The sequence below is a fragment of the Actinoplanes sp. NPDC048967 genome (assembly GCF_040649415.1).
Classification (GTDB): domain Bacteria; phylum Actinomycetota; class Actinomycetes; order Mycobacteriales; family Micromonosporaceae; genus Actinoplanes.
On sequence record NZ_JBEZFL010000002.1, the window covers coordinates 437,005 to 456,957 of the forward strand.

Below are 19,953 nucleotides of genomic sequence, written 5' to 3' on the forward strand. Positions count from 1 at the left end.
CGGACGTCAGCGAGAGCGCCATCGCCGCCATGAAGGTCGATGATCTGCGTCGCCGGTTGCGGGGGCACGGCGTCAAGGGCACCGGCGAGTTGAAGAAGCCGGAGCTGGTCCAGCGGCTCATCAAGGTCGAGACGGCGGGCGCCAAGAAGAAGGCCTCGAAGAAGTAGGGACGAACGGCGGACGGCCAGCGGTTGACAGCCGGACGACCGAGGCGGGCATCATCCGTGAGGGTGAAGTTGCCAGGTGTGACGGTTCAGACAGATGGCAGACAGCCAACCCGCTTGTGGCCCTTGACCGGCCCAACTAGCGTGGTCGATGGACGCCGAGCCGTCAGTTCGGGGAACGGGTCGGCCCTTCGGGGCCACCGCGGATCGGCGTTCGGGGACGGGTGGCATCAGCCGTTGGGGGACGGCGTTACCCGAGACCGGCGGTTAGTGCGGGCGACGCCTATGGGGATGGGTGTCGCCCGCCGCCGCCGGCGCCGTCAGCCTCTCGGCCTTCGGCTCCGCCGCCTTCACTCTTCGCTCCCGGCTCGGGCCCGCCGCCAGATGCAGAATCGCGGCGACGACACCCACGGCAGCAACGATCAGCCAGTGCGCCGGGCCGAACGCTTGCAGGCTCACCCCGCCCAGCGCCGGCGCCAGGAAAGCCGCCGCGGGGAAGGTGAGGAAGAACACCGCCTGGTAGCGCCCGCGCAGTTCGACCGGCGCCAGCTCCGAATTGATCTCCGCGTTCGGCGGCGCGGCCAGCATCGAGCCGACCGTCCAGATCGCCGCCGCCACCAGGTAGCCGCCGAGCCGGTCGGCGAACGTCAGCGTCGCGAAACCCACTGCCATCACCGCCACCGCCGTCGCCAGCACCCGGTCCTTGCGGTGCCGGTCGATCAGCCGCGGCACGAACAGCTGGCCCACCACGATCAGCGTCCCGCCCAGCGCGGTCACCAGTCCGTAGCTCGACGGGCTCAGCCCGTCGTCGCTCATCGCCAGCGGCACGATCGTGCTGGTCTGGGCATAGAGCAGCGCCTGCAGCAAGGTCAGGCCGACAAAGACCAGAAAGACCTTGTCGGCCAGCACCGCGCTGGTTTTCGCGGCGGCCATCCGCGGCCGCCGGCTGAGCGTCTCCGGGACCTTCCAGGCGATGAGTACGCCGGTGAGCAGAGTCGACGCCGCGTCGATCAGGAACAGCCCCGGATAGCTCCACTCGGCCAGCAGCCCGGCCAGCAGCGACGCCCCGGCCATGCCCAGGTTGAACGCCCAGAACTGGAGGTTGAACGCCCGGGAGCGGCGCTCGGCGGGCACCACGTCGATGATCGCCGCGACGAACGCCGGGCCGGGCATCGACTGGGCCAGCCCGAGCAGCAGGCCGAGCCCGGCCACGAACCGCAGATCCGTGCTCACCGCCAGGGCGACCAGCAGCGCGGCGGTGGCGAAGTGCGAGGCCAGCAGCGTGGGGCGGCGGCCCCAGCGGTCGGTGAGCAGACCACCGAGCAGGGTGCCGGCGACGCCGCCGATGCCGTACCCGCCGACGATGAGGCCGGCCAGGGCCGGGCTCGCGCCGCGCTGGGCGGTGAGATAGAGGCTCAGGAACAGCACGGCGAAGCCGCCGACCCGGTTGATCAGCAGACCGGTCCAGAGATACCAGTACGTCGCGGGCAGTCCTCCGGCCGCGTCCGTCCACCACTTACGCCCGGTCGGCACCCGGTCCCCCAACTGATAACGCTCTTAACAGTTAAGGCTTGAGGTTAGCCCGGGGTCTCCTCGTCGGCGAGGTGGGCGAAGGCCTGGAGGTTGGCCAGCGACTCGCCGCGCTTGACCCGCCACTCCCACTCACGCTTGATGGACGAGCCGAAGCCGATCTCGAGCATCGAGTCGAAGGATTCGTCGGCGTACGTCAGCACCGCGCCCAGCAGCCGGTCCAGCTCGTCCTCGTCCAGGCCCTGCAGCGACACCCGTCCGGTCAGGTAGACGTCGCCGGCCGCGTCGATCGAGAAACTCACGCCGTACATGCGGGCGTTGCGGCGCAGCAGCCAGGCCCAGAGCTCCTCGCTCCGCTCATCCGGGTGGCGCATCACGAACGCCTCGATGCGCAGGGCGTGCTCACCCACGATGAGGTTGCAGGCCGTCTTGAGCTTGTGCGTGCCCGGCAGGGTCACCACCCACGAGGCATCGCCGGTGGACTCGCACTCCAGCTCGCGTTCCGCGCAGACCCGCTCGATCAGCGCGCCGATCCCGGTCACCATGAGAACGAGCCTGCCAGGCGGGCCTCGATCAGCGCACGGTGCTCGGTCACCGCCTCGCGATAGACCCGCAGCAGACCGTCCGCGGTGCGGTCCCAGGAGAAGTTGGTGGCGTGCCGGACCGCACCGATCGACAACCGCAGCCGGCGGGCCGGTGCCAGCAGCAGATCGGCCAGCACCCTGCCCCAGTCGGCGGGATCGTGCCCGTCCACCAGCACTCCGCTGACACCGTCGGTGACCGCCGTGACCAGTCCACCCACGGCCGCCGCGACCACCGGCGTGCCGCAGGCCTGCGCCTCCAGCGCCACCAGCCCGAACGACTCGTTGTGGGAGGGGACGGCGACCAGGTCGGCGGCCCGGTAGAGCGCGGCCAGGGCCTCGCCGGTCTGCGGCGCCACGAAGCGCACCTTGTGCGAGACGCCGAGCGAGGCGGCCAGCTCGATCAGGGCGGTCGGCCGGTCCAGGCCGCTGCCGCTGGGGCCGCCGCAGATCACCACGGTCACGTCCTCGTCGCGCAGGGCGGGTGCGGCCAGCGCGTTGATCAGCACGTCCGGACCCTTGAGGGGCTGGATCCGGCCGACGAAGGCCACCACGTACCCGCGTTCGGGCAGGCCGAGCCGGCGGCGGTCGGCCGCCCGGGTGGACCGGGGTCGAAAGCGGTCCAGGTCCACGCCCGGCTGCACCACGGTGAGCCGGGTCGGGTCGGCGTCGTAACAGCTGACCAGGTCCTGGGCCTCGAACCGGGTGTTGGCGACCAGCCGGTCCGCCTCGGCGATGACCTGCTCCTCGCCGATCACCCGAGCCTTGGGCTCGGGGCGGTCACCGGCGGCGATGAACCTGTTCTTGACCTTGGCCAGGGTGTGCGCGGTGTGCACGTGCGGAACGCCCCAGCGCTCCCGGGCCAGCCAGCCGACCTGGCCGGACATCCAGTAGTGCGAGTGGATCAGGTCGTACGCGCCGGGCGGGCGCGCGGCCTCGGCCCGCAGCACACCGTTGGTGAAGGCGCAGAGCTGCGAGGGCAGCTCCTCCTTCGACAGGCCCTCGAACGGCCCCGCGGTGACATGGCGCACAGTCACGCCCGGCGCCATCTCGACGACCGGCGGCAGCTCGCTCGACGTGGCGCGGGTGAAGATCTCCACCTCGACGTCCCGCTCGGCCAGCCGCTTGGACACCTCGACGATGTACACGTTCATGCCACCGGCGTCGCCCGTGCCCGGCTGCTCCAGTGGCGAGGTGTGCACGGAGAGGGTGGCGATGCGCCGGGGGGTCGGCCAGGGGCCTGCAGCCCGCAGCTCAGCCACGTCGTGTCCCTTCGCGAAAGCAGTGGAACGTAACGGGGAACTGTTACGCCGTCGTTCATCTTCCCCATCCACCGGCCCTCAACCCAACGCCAGGAGGCCGGGGGTGACCCAGCTCTCCCGCCGCGGTGAGGCAGGATCAAAGGATGGTGCAGAAGAAGATCGCCGTCGTCACCGGGGCGTCCAGCGGTATCGGCGCGGCCACCGCACGCCGGCTGGCCGCCGAGGGCTTCCACGTGGTGGCCGCCGCGCGCCGGGCCGACCGGCTGGAGACGCTGGTCACCGAGATCGGCGCGGACGCCACCGCCGTGGTGTGCGACGTCACGTCCGACGACTCCGTGGACGGACTGGCCGCGGCGGTCGGCGAGCTCGGTGCGCCGGTGGCGCTGCTGGTCAACAACGCCGGCGGCGCGCGCGGGATGGACCCGGTCGAGGCCGGCTCGGTCGCCGACTGGCAGTGGATGTACGAGGTGAACGTCCTCGGCACGCTGCGGGTCACCAAGGCGCTGCTGCCGGCCCTGGAGGCCAGTGGCGCGGGCACGGTGGTCACCATCGGGTCGACCGCGGCCTTCACGGTCTACGAGGGTGGCGCCGGTTACACGGCGGCCAAGCACGCGCAGAACGCCCTGGTCGGCACGCTGCGCCTGGAGCTGGCCGGGCGGCCGGTGCGGGTCATCGAGATCGACCCGGGCATGGTGCGCACGGAGGAATTCTCGCTCAACCGCCTCGGCGACCCGGCCAAGGTCGACGCGATCTACGCCGGGGTGCGTGAGCCGCTGGTCGCCGAGGACATCGCGGACTGCGTCGCCTGGGTCGCCACCCGCCCGCAGCACGTCAACGTCGACCGGCTGGTGGTGCGCCCGATCGCCCAGGCGGCCCAGCACAAGGTGGCCCGGGAGCAGAGCTGACGCCATGAAGCCGGTCGGTGCGGTCACCCGGGGCACCACGAACCCCAACCGGCTGCGCCGGGTGGACAACTTCATCGCGTACCGCTGCGGCGAGCTGCTGGCCCGCGCGGCCGCACCGCTGGTCGTGGATCTGGGCTACGGCGCGACGCCGGTCACGGCGGTCGAGCTGCGCGGCCGGCTGGCCGCGGCGGTCCGCCCGGACATCGCGGTGGTCGGTCTCGAGATCGATCCGGTACGGGTGAGCGACGCCCAGCCGTGGGCGGACCCGCCGCTGCTGGAGTTCCGCCGGGGCGGCTTCGAGCTGGCCGGCCTGCGCCCCCAGGTGGTCCGCGCGTTCAACGTGCTGCGCCAGTATGACGAGGACGAGGTGCCCGCCGCGTGGGCCACCATGACCGCCACCGGCGCCCTGCTGGTCGAGGGCACCTGTGACGAGCTAGGCCGGATCGCCACCTGGGCGGTGGTCGGCGCGGACGGGCCGCAGACGCTGACCCTGTCGGCGCGACTGTCCGATCTGGACCACCCGGCCACCTTCGCCGAACGCCTGCCCAAGGCTCTGATCCATCACAACGTGCCCGGCTTCCCGATCCACGACCTGCTGCGGACCCTGGGCGCCGCCTGGGACGCGTCGGCCACGCCGTTCGGGCCCCGGCAGCGGTGGCGGACCACCGTCGAGAAGTTCCGCGAGCAGTGGCCGGTGCTACCCGGTCCGGCCCGCTGGCGCCGCGGTGAGCTGACCGTGCCCTGGCCCTGACCTACTCGGATCAGGGCCGGGCCCGGTCGAGCGATGTCACTTGCCGATGGTCACCTTGAACATCGGGTCGGCGGCGACCTTCCGGAACGCGGTGAGGCTGCTCGGCATCGAGTTCACCGAGATGTCCCGGTCACCCTCGTCGTCGCTGGCGGTGTCGAAGTAGACGACGGCCTTGATCGCCGGGTGAGCCTTCAGCTCGGGGATGACCGAGGCGAACGCGGCGGACTTGTCGGTGAGGGTCGCGCGGCGGTGGTACATGCCCCACTCGGCCACCATGATCGGCTTGGTGGGGTGGTTCCGCACGGCCCAGTCGTACCAGCCGAGGCCGCCGCCGGTGGGCTGGCGGTCGAGGATGTCACCCATGTCGCCGTAGTGGTAGTAGCCCTTCTCCACGCTGACGTAGGAGTCGAGGCCGACCCAGTCGACGTACGCGTCGCCCGGGTAGAGGTCCTTCCACCAGGACTGGGCCATCCACTTCTCGTTGCCCATGTAGGCGATCACGTTGACGGCGTTGGTGACGCCGTTGGCCCGCAGCCGGGTGATCACGTGCCGGTACATCGCGGCATAGTCCTTGGCGGTCATGCCCGACGCGGCGGTGGTCTGCACGTCGTTCTCCGGCTCGTGGTGCAGCGCGAGGAAGAACTTCTGCTGGAAGTTCTGCTTGACGTACGCGGACCACTTGTCGATCCGGGCGTCCTGCTGGCCGGCGGCGACCTTGGCCCAGGTCGAGTTGTAGGCGACCTTCCAGTTCAGCAACAGCACCCGCGGGCGCTGCGGGTCCTGGGTCATGGCGATCTCGGCCTTGGTCGGGAACTGCTCGTCGCCCTTGTGGTACTGGTGGAAGATCGTCGCGGTGCGCCCGGTGAGCGTCTCCCAGGTCTTGAGGGCCTGGTCGCGCGGGGTGTCGGTGAAGCCACCGGCCGCGGCGCCCCACAGCACGCCGCAGGACGGCACGAGCAGCGCACCGGTGACGCACTCCGCCGGCGGCGCCGTGGTCGGCGGGACCGTGGTCGGCGGGACCGTGGTCGGCGGGACCGTGGTCGGCGGGACCGTGGTCGGCGGGACGGTCGTCGGCGGCGTGGTGGTCGGCGGGACGGTCGTCGGCGGCGTGGTGGTCGGCGGCGTGGTGGTCGGCGGGACGGTCGTCGTCGGGGCGGTGGTGGTCGTGGCGCGCTTGACCGTCAGGACCAGCTCGGGGCCACCGGCGGTGGTGGTGCCGTACTCGATGGCGCGCAGCCGGGTGACGCCGGTGGTGGCCGCCGACTTCAGCGCGAACGCGTAGGTACCGGCCTTGGTGACCACTTTGGAGACGTCGAAGCGCAGCGTGGTGTCGGTGAGCTTGGGCTTGATCGAGGCCACCAGCGGGCCGAGGGCCGGCGCGTTCGCCGCGGTGAGCTTCTGCTCCGACCACCCGCTCGCCACCGAATAGACGCTGAGCGTGGCGGCGACCGGCTTGCTCTCCACCGGCAGCCGCAGCTCGGCCGCGGTGACGGTGGCACCCGCGGCGACCTTGGGCGCGAACTTCACATAGGACAGCCGGGTCTCCCCCGACTCCTTGCCGACCACCAGCTTGTCGGCCGAGCCGAAGTTCACCGTCCGGCGGGTGCTGGACGTGTAGGCGTCGTCGGTGCTGTAGGTGGTCGTCGTCTCGGTTGTCGTCGCGGCGTTCGCCGTACCGGTCAGCGCGACACCCGCGCCGGCCACCACCACACCCGTCAGTGCGACTCCGATCGTCCTGCGCCTGGCCGTCACGTCGTTCCCCCTGTATGTCAAACAATTGCTGTCTGACATTCAGGTTCGGCGCGGGCGGGTGCCGGTCCGGATCGCGAACGGGTGCAGGCCAGGAGCCGCGCCACAGTGGACCCTCTGGCGGCAGGAGCCCCAGCGGATGAAGGGCTTTGCGGCCGACGGCCCCTCCGCCGTTCGGCCGAGGCCGGAACGCAGAAAACGCCGCCGGAGCAGCTCCGGCGGCGTTCTCGCTCAGGTCGTCACACGGTCGGTGCCCGCTGGTCGAGGATCGAGCGCAGGGCCTCGAGCAGCAGATCGGCGGTGAACGGCTTCTTGACCAGCAACGCGTCCGCCTCGATCAGGCCTTTGGTGACGGCGATGTCCTTGGGCAGGCCCGAGATGAACACGACGCCCATCTCGGGACGCAGCCCGGTCGCGGTGCGGGCCAGCTCGCCACCCGAGTCGCCGGGCAGGTTGAGATCGGTGACCAGCACGTCGATCACCCCGGGATGGTCCTGGCAGACCGCGACAGCCTGCTCGCGGTCGCCGGCCACCAGGGTGGCGAAGCCGCGGCGCTCGAGCATCCGGCGCATGATGTCCCGCAGGTCCTCCTCGTCGTCGACGACGAGGACCGTGGGGCGCTCTTGCGTGGCCTCAGTCATGGCGGCCTCCTTGGCTCTACTAACGAGACACGCTATCGGCGCGGCCGCGCACCGGTACGGCTTTCCGAGCTTTCAGAACGTCAACTTCCACTTGTCCAGGATTCCGGTCGTGGTGCCGTAGGAGTCCTTGACCTGCAACGTCCACGTACCGTTGCGCGACGTACCGGACAGGTTGATCGGGTACGTGTGGGCCAGATTCGCCCCGGTGTCCGTCTTGTCGGCCTGCTTCAGGGTGTACTTCGTGCCCCGCGGACTCACCAGCGAGACGACGAGCGATCCGCGGTAGCCGTGCGCGACGGTCACCGTCACGCTGGAGGTCGCCGACGCGGTGCCGGTGCAGCCGGAGATGCTGACGCTGCTCGACGCGGTGCCGTACTTGCTGATCCGCACGTCCGTACCCATGGTGAACGGCCCGCACGCGGTCACCGGCGCACTCGTGACGGGGGTCGTCGTGGGCGGGGCGGTCGTCGGAGCGGTGGTCGGTGCGCTCGTCGGGGCTGTCGTGGTGGGGATCGTGGTCGGCGTGGGGCTCGGGGTGCCGACGGTGGCGTTCAGCCAGGTGGTGTTGAGCAGCTTGTTGACCGAGCCCGTACCCGGCGAGGTCACCTTGTCCGCTGACGCCTTCGTGGTGAGGGCGGTGAGCACCTGGGCCGGCGTGGCCGCCGGGTCGGCCCCCAGCACCAGCGCCGCCGCGCCCGCCACGTGCGGGGCCGCCATCGAGGTGCCGCTCATCGACTGGGTGCCGGTGTCCGACGAGTAGCCCGCGGACGTGATCTTGGCGCCCGGCGCGAAGATGTCGAGGCAGGAGCCGAAGTTGGAGAAGGAGGCCCGGGCGTCGGTGCTCTCGGTGGCGCCGACCGTGATCGCGTTGGGCGTGGCCGCCGGCGAGTAGTTGCAGGCGTTCTTGTTCTCGTTGCCGGCCGCCACCGCGTACGTGACGCCGGAGGCGATGGACTTGGTGACCGCGGCGTTGAGCGCGGAGCTCAGCGTGCCGCCGATGCTCATGTTGGCCACGGCCGGCTTGACCGCGTGCGTGGTCACCCAGTCGACGCCGGCGATGATCGCCGAGTACGAGCCGGACCCGGTGCAGTCCAGCACCCGCACGCCGACCAGCTTGACGTCCTTGGCGACGCCGTACGTGCGGCCGCCGATCGTGCCCGCCACGTGGGTGCCGTGCCCGTTGCAGTCCTGGGCGGTGGCGTCCTTGTCGATGAAGTCCCAGCCGTGGCCGGCCCGGCCGCCGAACTCGGTGTGGCTGATCCGGATGCCGGTGTCCAGCACGTACGCGGTCACGTTGGCCGCCGAGCGGTAGGTGTAGGTCTTCGACAGCGGGAGCGCGGGCTGGTCGATGCGGTCCAGGCCCCACGTCGGGGTGGTCTGGGTGTCGGCCATCCGGACGGTGGCGTCCTGCTCGACATAGTCGACAGCCGGGTTCGCGGCGAGCCGACGGGCCGCGGTGGCCGTCATGGTGGCCTGGAAGCCCCGGACGGCCGAGAGGTAGTTGGCGCGGACCTGGCCGCCGTACCGCTTCACGAGGGACCGGGAAGCGGAGGTGACCTGGGCGGCCGCCGCCGTACCGGGCTTGAGCACCACGATGTAGCTGCCGGGGATCGCGTCCACGGTGGCCGCCGCGCGGATCGGGCCGGTGGGCAGGGCGGTGGGCGTACCCGCGAGGGCCGAGCCGGTGACGCCGGTCACTGCGGCCGCGGTGGCGATGCCGGCGGTCAGCGCGAAGCGCGCGGTGCGGCGCCGGCCGTCGTTGCGAGTCATTCTGGGTTCCCTCCCGTTAAGCCACAGGCGAACGACTTCACCCGCGTGACGGCGCATGGCCGGTGGCGTCTGAGGGAAAGGTTGACGACGGGACAGAGTCACCAGGGACCTTGCCGGTTGCGCCTCAGTTGCAGGGCCCCGAACGACGTCCCGAGGGCTAAGGCGCCCTTCCGGCGGGCCGAAGTACCCGCTGTCAGGACCGCTGCACCGCCACCGAGCAAGGAGAGCGATGATGACCACCATGCTGTCGCCCGAGATCGTCACCGTCCCGTCCCTGGTCGACCGCTGCGACAGCTGCAGCGCGGCCGCCAAGGCCGAGATCGCCCTCAGCAGCGGCGGCTCGCTGGTGTTCTGCGGGCACCACGCCAACAAGCACGCCGACCGGCTGGTGCTGGTCGCGGCCAAGGTCACCGTCGAGGACGGCTTCGAGTGGGCCGGACAGTCTCACACGGCGTGACCACTTGATCCCATCCGCCGCGATATGATCACTCCCTCACACTTGGGCGGAAACGCCCATATTTAGAGGGGTTCCACCGGTGCAGATCGCGGCGCAGGACGTGGGCAGGCTGTCCCGGATCCTCGCCGGGTGCGCCGGTGTCGCGGTGGCCGTCTTCGGCGCCCTGAACCTGCTCACCTCCCCCGCTGGAGAGAACACCCTGACGTCGAGCCCGGCGGCCGCACTGCTGGCCGCCGGGCTCGCTCTGCTGCTGCTGGCGCCGACCCGGTCCACGCCGGTGTCGCGCGTCACCGCGTACGTCCTGGCCGGCGTGGCTGCTCTGCTGGGAGCCGCCGCCCTGGCCCGGCATCCGGCGGCGGCCGTCGCCACCCTGCTGACCGGGCTCGCCCTGACCTGCATCGACGTACGGATCCGCCGGCCCGGTGAGCAGTCCCGGTTCCGGATCGCCGATCCCCTGCTGGCCGGGGCCACGATCATCGCGCTGGTCGCGCTCGTGCCGCGGATGTTCGCGCCGACCTTTCCGGACGGCGGTGGGCCGGACAGTGTGATGACGCCGTACCACGCCGGCGCCCTGCTCACGCTGGCGCTGGGGGCCATCCTCGCGCGGCCGGAAGCGGGTCCGTTGCGTACCGCCGCGGCCGCCGGACCCGGCACCAAGATCCGGCACACGCTGCCCGCGGTGATCGCCGTACCGGTGGTCGCCGCACTGATCAGCGCGCTGGCGGTGCGCACCGGGATCAGCCGGCCCGCGGCCGCGATCAGCACCGGCGCGATCCTGGCCGCGCTCGCCGTGCTGGCCCTGATCGGCTTCCTGGTCCGTTCGCTGGAGGGCGCCGACCGCCAGCAACGGGAACTGGTCGCCGAACTGCGCGAGCGCCGGGAGTTCGCGGACACGCTGCTGCAGTCGATGAACGAGGCGGTGATGGTGCTCGACGCCAACCACCGGGTGATCGACGTCAACCGGCGCTGGCGGGAGCTGACCGGGCACAGCGAGCCGCTCGCCCCGGAACCGGCCTCGCTGCCGCCGGCCGGGACCGGCGACTGGCTGGTCCGGCACGCGGACGGCACGGACATCCCCGTACTGGCCACCATGGCGCCCATCCCCGACGCTGACGGGCAGCCCCGGGCCTACGTGGCGACCTACGTCGACATCACCGACCGCAAGCGGGTCGCCGACGAGCTCCGGGAACGGGCCGGTGAGCTGGAGCGCAGCAACGAGCAGTTGCGGGAGTCGAACGCGCGGCTGGCCGCGGCGCTGGCGTTCAAGAACGATCTGACCTCGATGCTGACCCACGACGTGGCCCAGCCGATCAGCTCCATCGCGAGCCTCTCCGAGCTGCTCAGCGCCGACTGGGCCGAGCTGGACGAGGACACCCGACTCGAGCTGACCACGAAGATCGACAAGAACACCCGGCGGCTCGTCAAGATGATGAACGACCTGCAGCTGCTGTTCCGGCTGGACACCGGGGCGGTCACCGCGCGGCGGACCCCGGTGCCGGTGCGGGAGGTCGTCACCGCGGTGGCGGCGGAGCTCAGGTGCACGGCGGACGTGGCGATCGAGATCGACGAGGACCTGGCCGCGCTGGCCGACCGCCAGCACCTCTGGCACGTGGTGCACAACCTGCTGGGCAACGCCCTGAGATACGGCGATCCGCCACTGGTGGTCAGCGCCGGCCCGGCCGGCGAGTCGATCGAGCTGGTGGTGCAGGACCGCGGCGCGGGGATCCCCGAGGAACTGGTGCCGCAGCTCTTCGACCGGTTCGTGCGCGGCGCCGGGCTGGGCCTGTTCATCGTGCGGCACCTGGTGGAAGCCAACCGGGGCTCGGTCCGCTACGAGCGGGCCGAGCCCCGGGGTGCCCGTCTGGTGGTCACGTTCGAATCGGCGCGGTGAGCCCGCGTCACCAGTCGTGGTCGCCGCCGCGTTCCTCCTCGTGGATGATGCCGTCGCCGCGGACGTCGCGGGAACCCATCGACCGGCCGCCCATCGGGGCGGCGCCGCCGCTCACCGACCGTGAGCCGCCGATCCGGCGGCCGGGGGCCAGTACGTCGTCCAGGTCGGCGGCGCTGGTGATGCCCGGGGCCGAGGTGATGTCCACGTCGGTGCCCGCGTTGGCGTTGCTGAACTCGCCGGCGCTGGTGCCCCAGCCCGCACCGGGATGCGGCCGGCCGCCCCGGGCCCGGGCCGCGACCGAGGCCGGTGACGCCGGGTTGCCCGGCACGCCGCCCAGCTGCTTGGAGCTCGCCCCGCGCAGCTGCAGGTCACCCAGCTTGCCGGTCTCGATCAGGCCCTTGAAGGTGTCCAGGTCGGCCTTGAGCCGCCGGCGCAGGGTCTCCTGACCGTGCCGGTCGCTGGGCAGCAGGAAGGCCACGTCGGCCTCGAGCTGGGCGACGATCTGGGTCCGGGTCTCACCCATCGGCCGCAACGTGATGGTCTCGGCGAGCAGCGGTCCCTCGGTGGTCGCCCAGGAGACCCGCTCGTCCAGGGAGCGCTCGGTGATCTGGGCGTCGAACTCCCGGCGATGGCCCTCGACGTCCATGATCCAGTGGGTCTGGTCGTCGCCGATCCGGGTCACCCGCTGCACACCGGTCATGAACCGCGGATAGTTCTCGAACGTCGCGATCTGCTCGTACACCGCGTGCAGCGGGGCACCGATCTCGACGGCCTGCTGAACCATACTCATCGCATCTCTCCCATGCTGAAGTGCTGGCATGACTGAGAGTACGTACGCGATTACGGATTGACGCCGGTTCCGATCAGACCCGGCGCAGGTACTGCCACTGGCCGACCTCGCCGGCGTACCGGGCGTCACTCGCCGCCACCAGGGCCACACCAGCCTCCCGCAGAGTGGCCGCCACCAGTGGGGACGGGCCCCGCCAGGCCTCGCTGATCTCGACGGCTGTACCGGTGACGAGGCAGGCGGTGGCCAGCGCCGCCAGCATGTCCCGGGTCACCGCCGACTCGTCGACGCCGACCTGGCTCAGCAGGCTCAACGGCCGGGCGAGCTGCGCCGGCGCGTACCGGGAGGCCCGGTCCATGCCCTTGATCGTCGCCGTCACCACGATCTCGGCGACCTGCTCCGGGGTGAGCTCACCCGCGGCGAGCTGGGCCCGCACGTCACGCGGCAGGGCCGGGCCGGAAGCCAGCGGCAGCCGGGACACGGCCACCGACACCGCCTCGAGGTGCCCCAGGTCCCCCGGCCAGGCCAGCCAGCCGTCGCACTGGACGACCTCGACCTCGGCGGCGATGCGCAGGTTCAGCTCGGTGCGCCGGCGGGCCCGGCGGATGGTGTCCGCGTACGCGGGCAGCCACGTCGTCTCGGGCCCCACCTGATCGGCGAAGGTGACGGAGGTCAGCCCGGCGTGGTCGGCGGCGGAGACGATCAGGCCCACACTGTCCCGGCCCGCCGCGAACCCCGTGTGCACGTGGGCGTCGGCCCGCAGATCGAGGGCGGGCGCCGGCGTGGCGAGGGTGGTGCCGTCCATGACCGATTCGCGCTCTGCACCCACGATGACTCCCGAGACCGATTCCCGCCGGACGAGCTCTTCTCGCCCTGGGGATTACGGTGCGGCCCCGGTGTTGTGGACCGGGGCCGCACCAGGTGCAGTCCGGGTGCGCCCGGTCAGAGCCGGAAAGCGCCCACCAGAGTGCGCAGTTGCTCGGCCGTCCGGGCCACTTCTTCGCTGGCCTGGCGCGTCTGCGTGACCCCGTGCACGGCGGTGCCGCTGGCGGTGGAGACGTCGGAGATGTTGGCGGCGATCCGGCTGCTGCCCGACGCCACCTCGCTGATGCTACGGCTCATCTCGCCGGTGGTCGCGGTCTGCTCCTCGACGGCGCTCGCGATCGTCGTCTGAAAATCATTGATCTTGGCGATGACCTCACTGATCCGGCCGATCACCTCGACCGCCCCGCCGGTGTCCTGCTGGATCGCGTTCACCCGGGATCCGATGTCCTCGGTGGCCCGCGCGGTCTCCTGGGCCAGATCCTTGACCTCGCTGGCCACCACCGCGAAGCCCTTGCCGGCGTCGCCGGCCCGGGCCGCCTCGATGGTCGCGTTCAGCGCCAGCAGGTTGGTCTGTTCGGCGATCGAGGTGATCAGCTTGATCACGTTGCCGATCTCCGCCGAGGACTCGCCGAGCTGCCGGATCGTCTCGGTGGCCTGCGCGGCCTCGGACACGGCGACCGCGGCGATCTGCGCGGCCTCGCTGGTGTTGCGCGAGATCTCCCGGATGCTCAGGCCCATCTCCTCGGAGCCCGCGGCCACCGTCTGCACGTTGCGGGAGATCTCCTCGGCCTCGCTCGACGCCGAGGAGGTCTGCGCGTCGGTGTCCTGGGCGGCGTCGGCGATCTGCCCGGCCACGGCCGACAGCTCGGTCGCCGAGCTGGCCAGGGTCTCGGCCTCCTGGCCGATGGTGGTGAGCGAGCGGTGGATCGACTCGACGGCGGCGTCCAGCCCGGTGGCCATCCGGCCGACCTCGTCGCGGGTCGTGATGCCGCTGCGCTGAGTGAGATCACCCCGCTGCAGCGCCTCGATGACCTCGCCGAGCCGCTGCACCGGGCGCAGGATCGACCGGGCCAGCGGGATGGACAGCCCGATCAGCAGGAGCAGCCCGACGAGACCGACGATCCAGGCGGCCCGCTTGGTGTCGCTGACCGCGTCGGCCATGGCGGCACGCTCCTTGAGGGCGGTGGCCGTCACCTTCTCGTTCAGGGCCCCGAGCTGGTCGTCCACGGCGTGGTTGCGCTCGGCGATCTGGTCGGTGTTCGGGGCGGCGGCCGCGCCGGGGGTCAGGGACTGCTGGACGAAGCCGGTGATGAAGGTGCCGAAGTCGTTGACGTCCGGCCGGATCGAGCCGAACTCGGTGGCCAGGGCGCCGGTCAGCCCGCACGACTCGACCCCGTCGGCCGCCTCGGTGGCCGAGACCACGTCGTCGGCGACGTCCTGGGTGACGTCGTGCTTCAGGGCCGACCGGTACGCGTCGACCTTGAGCTCACTCTGCCGGGTGTCGAGGTGGTTGAGCGCCCCCAGGCAGGCCTCCAGCGTGCGCACGTCGTCGGACTGGCCGACGACCCGGTTCTGCCCCTGCACCGTGATGGTGGCCAGGGCGAGCAGGGCCAGCACACCGACGAGCACGATAAGCGTCAGACGCTTGGCGATGCCCATTTCCGTCAATCTCGACATCTACGTCCCCCTCGAAGGCGACCATGTGCCCGAGTGTCCGGGCTCCTGGTGCGGCGGTAATTCCATCTTCAAGGCGGATCGGCCCATCCGCGCCGGTTTTTATCCATTTGCCGCAACTGTTCTGCACTGACGGAGCACCGGACCGGCATCCCGCGCTCGGCAGCCTGGCCTGACGAGCGCGCCTCCTCGTACAGCCGAAGGGAAACCCATGAAACGACGACATCAGCGCACCGCCCTCGCCCTGCTCGCCGCGGTCGGCACCGTCGGCGGCACTTTGACCCTCAGCCCCGCTCCCGCCGCCGCGGCGGGCACCGCGGCCAGGATCGCCGGTACCGGCAAGGTCGTCACCGGTGGAACGCCGCTCAACGCGCGCAGCGCCCCGTCCGCGGGCAGCCCCCGGGTCGGCACCATCCGCAACGGCGCCACCGTCTCGATCGTCTGCCGGATCGCCGGGCAGTTCATCAGCGGGACCGTGACGAACACCGGCTACTGGGACCGCCTGGCCGACAACAGCTACATCTCCGACGCGTACGTCCAGCGGGGCGCCTTCACCCTTCCGAAGTGCAGCCCGGCCGCGCCGGTGTCGGCCGTACCGGTGCCGCCCGTGTCCGGCACCTGGATGCTTCCCGTCGCCGCCGGTCTGGTCAGCGGCTTCCGTACCACCGGCCGTCCGGCCCACGACGGCGTCGACCTCGGCGCCACCCGCAACACACCGATCCGCGCGGCCACCGCCGGCACCGTCATCCGCGTGGTCTGCAACGTCTCCAAGGGAAGCTGCGACGTGGACGGCAGTTCCGCCCTGCGCGGCTGCGGCTGGTACGTCGAGGTCCAGCACGAGGGCGACCTGGTGACCCGGTACTGCCACATGGTGCGGCGCCCGGCGGTCACCGTCGGCCAGAGCGTCCCGCGCGGCGCGATCCTCGGCTACGTGGGCACGTCGGGCGCGTCCTCCGGCCCGCACCTGCACTTCGAGGTGCACGCCGGCGCGCCGGCGACCCGGGAGAACGCCGTCGACCCGATCGCGTTCTTCAAGGCCCGCGGGCTGTCCATCCGCTGAACCCGGCGCCGCCGTCCATCCGGGCGGCGGCGCCGGACCGGACCGGAAACCGTTGCCGGGCAAGCCAACGGGCCGGACTCCCACAGGGAGCCGGCCCAGGTTGGTACCACATTGGAGGGTCAGTCGCCCGGCGGTTCGGCACCGGCCGGACGCAACATCTCGGTCACCGCGCGGACGGCCGCCTCGTCGGGCGACGCCGCTTCCCGGTTGACCGCCTGCAGTTCCTGGTACACCTCTTCGCGATGCACCTGGACGCTGCGCGGGGCGTTGATACCGATCCGGACGACGTCACCGCGCGTCTCGAGCACGGTCACGACGACGTCGTCGCCGATCATCACGCTCTCGCCGGCCCTCCTGGTCAGCACGAGCATGGCGGCAGTCCCTTCTCCATCCGTGGACAGGACACCTGAGCGAGTCCGTCAGTACGCCTGGCGCATGACGGCGCGCACCGGCATGTCAGTGCCGGACAGCACGACCTGCATGGCCCGGCGGCTGTCCCGGTCCACGATGATCGGGGCCAGCAGATTCGCCGTGGTCTCCTGGACGCCCGCGGTGATGACGACCATGACCAGCAGCCGGTCCGGGTCCTTGGTGTTCAGCGCGGCGAAGACGTCGTTCTCGATCTCCGGCGCGTAGTCCGGGAAGAACGGCTCCGGCGGGGCGACGAGGAATCGCAGACTCGGGTCATCGACGGACGTGAACGCGTAGAGCAGGCCGTTGTCATTCAGCCGGACCAGGACGAATTGCCGATGGGCCGGAAAGCCGGGCATGGGGACGGCCATGTCGATGATCGGCATGTTCAGCTCGGTGTCGGTCACGGATGCCCCAATCGGTCGGGACGCGGTGCGAGTAGTCATGGTCACCTCAGGAAATCGATGAGCGAGGGTTGAATAACCTTGGCCGTGGCGGCCAGGGCAGCCTGGTACGAGGTCTGCTGAAGCTGCATATCCATGATGGTTTTCGGCAGATCGATGTCCTCGATGTCCGACAGCTGCGAGGTCACGGACAACAAGCGGTCCTGGGCCGATTCCTTCATCTGCGTAATCCGATTATATCGTGAGCCGATCTCGGAAATGGCCGATTTCAGTTTGTTGCCGGCCTTGTCAAGGCTGGTCAGGTCGTGCTGCAGGGCGGCGTTGTCACCGGAGCGCAGGTGCGCTGAAACGTTCTCCAGGACCCGGAACAATCCGGTGGTGTCGGCACTGACATCGGTGTTGTCGCCGAACGCCTCCGGGCCGGTCATGTCGACCCGCACTTTCACATTGGAACCGACCGTGCGCGACACACTCGTGCGCGAGGCATCGGCCGGGTCGTACGCATTCCCGGTGAAGCCGCCGTCCTTGTCGTAGGCCACCGGCTCGGTGGTGTTACCGCCGAACACCGGCCGATCGAGATAGCGGGTGTTCGCATAGGACACCAGCGACTCGCGGATCTGGTCGATCTCGGTGGCCAGCGCCTCGTTGGCCTGGGCCCCGTTCGTGGTGGAGTTCAGGCCCTGCACGGTCAGGTCCCGGGCCCGGTTGACCAGGGTCGACGAGCTGCCCAGGGTCTGCTCCAGGGTGCCGAGCCAGCCCAGGCCGTCGTCGGCGTTGCGGGTGTACTGCAGGCTGGTGCGCGTCTCGCCCCGCAACTGCAGGGCCGAGACCGTGCCGGCCGGCGAGTCCGACGGCCGGTTCAGTTGCTTGCCGCTGGACAGCTGGTCCTGGATCTTCGCGCCCTTGGCGATGTTGCGCTGGAGGTTGGCCAGCACCCGGGTGTGGATGCTGCCCTCGGTGACTCTGCCGCCGATCATGTCTACCCCTACCTGCCGACCAGGCCCGTACGGTTGATGAGCTGGTCGAGCATCGAATCGATCGTGGTCAGGACCCGGGACGCCGCTTCGTACCCGCGCTGGTACGTGAGCAGGTTGGTCATCTCCTCGTCGAGATTCACCCCGGACTCGCCCTCGCGCGCCGCGTCGATCTGCTCGGTCACCACGGCCTGGATCTCGGCCCGCCGGGTGGAGCCCTGCGAGGAGACCCCGAGCCGACCGATCATCGACTGGTACTCGCGGTCCGGGCCGTCGGCCGCGTCGCCGATGTCGGCGATGGCGTCGGCCACGGAGTTGTCGAGGGTGCCGCTGGCCCCCGCGACGGCCACCTTGTCCGGATCCTTGATGAGGACCGTGACGGACCCGTCCGGGTTGCGCCCGAAGAAGTCCAGTCCGGTGCTGCCGTCGACGCTGAAACCGTCGCGGTGCTTGGCGTTCACGGAGTTGATCAGATTGTCGGTGACCGAGGTGAGGTCGCCCGACAACCCCGGGATGATGGTGGTCATCGTGTCCATGGAGGCGCCCATCTTGCCGCCCGCCTGGATCGTCGAGCTGGGTTCGTCCTTCCAGACCAGTCGCACCGGGTCCGCGCCGGACAGCTGATCCTGCAGCCGCTTCGCGCCGGTGACGTCGATCTCGCGGACCGTGGTCCCGGTGACCAGGGTGGAGCCGCCGATGAAGACGTCCATCCCGCCGTTCTCCCGCTTCGCGGCGGTGGCCCCGGTGAGCTCGGCGAGCTTCATGGCCAGCAGGTCCCGCCGGTCCTCCAGCTCGTTGACCGTCAGCCCGGAGGCGTTGGCCATGATGATGCTGTCGTTGAGCTGGGCGATGGACCCGGCCGTCACGTTCACGTCGTCGACGTAGGCCGACATCTGCGTGCGGTCCTGGCTCCACTGCCGGGACAGCGAGTCCTGGGCGGCGTTCAGCTGGTCGGCCACGGTGGCACTCTGCTGGATCAGGGCCGAGCGGGGCGCGGAGAGCTGCGGGTTGTTGGAGACGTCGTTCCAGCCGCCCCACATGTCGCGCAGCTGGGCCGCCAGGGCGGTGTCGCTCGGCTCGGCGAAGGCGTCCTCGATCGCGGTGTAGGACGCGCTCTGAGCGGCCAGGTACGAACTCGCGCCGTGCTCGGTCCGGCCCCTGTTCTCCAGGTATTCGTCGCGCAGGCGCTGGACGTCCGACACGGCGACGCCGGTGCCGAGCCCGTCGGTCTTCGCGTACATGGCCGGTGAGAGCGAGCCGACCTGGGACTGCATCTGGACCCGCTGCCGGGTGTAGCCCTCAGTGTTGGCGTTCGCGATGTTCTGGCCGGTGACGTCCAGGCCGCGACGCTGCGCGTAGAGGGAGGTCAGTGCGGTGTTGATACCGCCGAAACTGCTGCCCATCAGATCGCCTCATCCACCAGGCTGGGGCGGCGCACGCCGCCGCTGACGGTTTTCCCTTGCGGGCTGTACGTTTCCACGGTTCCGGCGAACGCGAGCATGGTTTCGCGAGCTGCGCGCTGCCCGGCGGTCAACAGCTCACGGTTGGACTCCGCGATGGCACCGATCTCCGAGGTCAGCGTCAGGAACGCCTTGCGGTGCTGGTGCAGCAGGTCCGACCAGGGCGCCGGCGCCGCGTCGGCGAGCTGCCCGAGGGACGCCTCGGCGTTGAGCCCGAGCTCCACCGCGACACCTTGCGCATAGGCCGCCCGCACGACCTCGGTCTGGCGGATCTGATCCAGCACCACCTCCACCTCGCGGGTGGCGTGCGCGAGCCAGCGGGACCGGTTCGAGGCGAGCAGCAACTGCTCCTCCTCGAGTTTGAACAACAGGAGTTCCAACAGCTCCCGCGCACGCCACAGGACGCTGGACAGGTCAGTCAGACTCACCGGCTCCTCCTCTCCACGGCAGGAGTCCCTCCCGCTTCACCGGACAAGTCGGCACTCGCCGGGCGTCCCTGAGGACTTGAGCGCCTTCGGGTTGCGAATCGGGTCCCGGCCGGATCCGGCCCCGGAAGAAGTTCTGAACAAACTTCAGATACCCCTCAGGACGCACCGTGGCCGACCGATCACTGATGGCGTAAGCACAACGGCTCACGGACGGGCCGGTCAGGACCCC

General features: G+C 70.7%; 19 protein-coding genes. 5 read left to right on the forward strand and 14 right to left on the reverse strand.

The features are described 5' to 3' along the window. Positions 1–431: 431 nt before the first annotated feature. The 3 genes from AB0C12_RS08735 to mshA are packed head-to-tail and all read right to left on the reverse strand — an operon-like array spanning position 432 to position 3,537. On the reverse strand, positions 432–1,709 hold the full coding sequence (locus AB0C12_RS08735) for an MFS transporter (protein WP_360545685.1): 1,278 nt from the start codon (positions 1,707–1,709) through the stop codon (positions 432–434). A 32-nt stretch (positions 1,710–1,741) separates the two neighbouring features. Next, positions 1,742–2,239 (reverse strand): YbjN domain-containing protein, encoded by a 498-nt coding sequence (locus AB0C12_RS08740; RefSeq protein ID WP_360545687.1) that lies wholly within the window; start codon positions 2,237–2,239, stop codon positions 1,742–1,744. After that, on the reverse strand, positions 2,233–3,537 hold the full coding sequence (gene mshA, locus AB0C12_RS08745; RefSeq protein WP_360545689.1) for a D-inositol-3-phosphate glycosyltransferase: 1,305 nt from the start codon (positions 3,535–3,537) through the stop codon (positions 2,233–2,235). Before mshA ends, AB0C12_RS08740 begins: the two co-directional genes overlap by 7 nt. A gap of 143 nt (positions 3,538–3,680) precedes the next feature. Between mshA and AB0C12_RS08750 the strand changes: the two genes are divergently transcribed. Further along, complete coding sequence (locus tag AB0C12_RS08750; protein WP_360545691.1) at positions 3,681–4,442, forward strand: SDR family oxidoreductase; 762 nt, start codon at positions 3,681–3,683, stop codon at positions 4,440–4,442. 4 nt (positions 4,443–4,446) lie between these two features. Next, entirely contained in the window at positions 4,447–5,193 is a 747-nt protein-coding gene (locus AB0C12_RS08755; protein ID WP_360545693.1) for a class I SAM-dependent methyltransferase, read from the forward strand. 36 nt (positions 5,194–5,229) lie between these two features. On the opposite strand, the gene AB0C12_RS08760 is transcribed toward AB0C12_RS08755, so the two are convergent. From AB0C12_RS08760 to AB0C12_RS08770, 3 genes are all read right to left on the reverse strand, one after another. Beyond that, complete coding sequence (locus AB0C12_RS08760; RefSeq protein WP_360545695.1) at positions 5,230–6,945, reverse strand: DNRLRE domain-containing protein; 1,716 nt, start codon at positions 6,943–6,945, stop codon at positions 5,230–5,232. Positions 6,946–7,181: 236 nt separating this feature from the next. After that, positions 7,182–7,583 (reverse strand): response regulator, encoded by a 402-nt coding sequence (locus AB0C12_RS08765; RefSeq protein WP_360545697.1) that lies wholly within the window; start codon positions 7,581–7,583, stop codon positions 7,182–7,184. Positions 7,584–7,655: 72 nt separating this feature from the next. Continuing rightward, the gene (locus tag AB0C12_RS08770; RefSeq protein WP_360545699.1) at positions 7,656–9,353 is read right to left on the reverse strand and encodes a S8 family serine peptidase; all 1,698 of its coding nucleotides are present in this window, start codon (positions 9,351–9,353) and stop codon (positions 7,656–7,658) included. A gap of 229 nt (positions 9,354–9,582) precedes the next feature. Between AB0C12_RS08770 and AB0C12_RS08775 the strand changes: the two genes are divergently transcribed. Both AB0C12_RS08775 and AB0C12_RS08780 read left to right on the forward strand, forming a co-directional pair. After that, positions 9,583–9,810, forward strand: coding sequence for a hypothetical protein (locus AB0C12_RS08775; RefSeq protein ID WP_360545701.1), 228 nt, complete (start codon positions 9,583–9,585; stop codon positions 9,808–9,810). Positions 9,811–9,889: 79 nt separating this feature from the next. Then, complete coding sequence (locus AB0C12_RS08780; protein WP_360545703.1) at positions 9,890–11,701, forward strand: PAS domain-containing sensor histidine kinase; 1,812 nt, start codon at positions 9,890–9,892, stop codon at positions 11,699–11,701. Positions 11,702–11,708: 7 nt separating this feature from the next. Here the strand turns inward: AB0C12_RS08780 and AB0C12_RS08785 are convergent, their stop codons facing one another. The 3 genes from AB0C12_RS08785 to AB0C12_RS08795 all read right to left on the reverse strand — a co-directional run bounded on the left by AB0C12_RS08785 (position 11,709) and on the right by AB0C12_RS08795 (position 14,990). Beyond that, positions 11,709–12,491, reverse strand: coding sequence for an SRPBCC family protein (locus tag AB0C12_RS08785; RefSeq protein WP_360545705.1), 783 nt, complete (start codon positions 12,489–12,491; stop codon positions 11,709–11,711). A gap of 73 nt (positions 12,492–12,564) precedes the next feature. Continuing rightward, positions 12,565–13,317, reverse strand: coding sequence for a hydrolase (locus tag AB0C12_RS08790; RefSeq protein ID WP_360545707.1), 753 nt, complete (start codon positions 13,315–13,317; stop codon positions 12,565–12,567). Positions 13,318–13,430: 113 nt separating this feature from the next. After that, complete coding sequence (locus AB0C12_RS08795) at positions 13,431–14,990, reverse strand: methyl-accepting chemotaxis protein (protein WP_360545709.1); 1,560 nt, start codon at positions 14,988–14,990, stop codon at positions 13,431–13,433. 208 nt (positions 14,991–15,198) lie between these two features. On the opposite strand from AB0C12_RS08795, the gene AB0C12_RS08800 reads away from it, so the two are divergent. Then, entirely contained in the window at positions 15,199–16,047 is an 849-nt protein-coding gene (locus AB0C12_RS08800) for a peptidoglycan DD-metalloendopeptidase family protein (protein ID WP_360545711.1), read from the forward strand. A 119-nt stretch (positions 16,048–16,166) separates the two neighbouring features. On the opposite strand, the gene csrA is transcribed toward AB0C12_RS08800, so the two are convergent. From csrA to flgN, 5 genes are read right to left on the reverse strand one after another with little or no spacing between them, the layout of a single operon-like run. Beyond that, positions 16,167–16,418, reverse strand: a complete 252-nt coding sequence (gene csrA / locus AB0C12_RS08805) for a carbon storage regulator CsrA (RefSeq protein ID WP_360545713.1) — start codon at positions 16,416–16,418, stop codon at positions 16,167–16,169. Positions 16,419–16,466: 48 nt separating this feature from the next. Then, positions 16,467–16,865, reverse strand: a complete 399-nt coding sequence (locus AB0C12_RS08810) for a flagellar assembly protein FliW (RefSeq protein WP_360545715.1) — start codon at positions 16,863–16,865, stop codon at positions 16,467–16,469. Positions 16,866–16,906: 41 nt separating this feature from the next. Continuing rightward, on the reverse strand, positions 16,907–17,797 hold the full coding sequence (locus AB0C12_RS08815) for a flagellin (protein ID WP_360545717.1): 891 nt from the start codon (positions 17,795–17,797) through the stop codon (positions 16,907–16,909). Between the two features lie 50 nt (positions 17,798–17,847). Continuing rightward, positions 17,848–19,239, reverse strand: coding sequence for a flagellar hook-associated protein FlgK (flgK, locus tag AB0C12_RS08820; RefSeq protein WP_360545719.1), 1,392 nt, complete (start codon positions 19,237–19,239; stop codon positions 17,848–17,850). After that, positions 19,239–19,724, reverse strand: coding sequence for a flagellar export chaperone FlgN (gene flgN / locus AB0C12_RS08825; protein ID WP_360545721.1), 486 nt, complete (start codon positions 19,722–19,724; stop codon positions 19,239–19,241). Before flgN ends, flgK begins: the two co-directional genes overlap by 1 nt. Between the last annotated feature and the right edge of the window lie 229 nt (positions 19,725–19,953).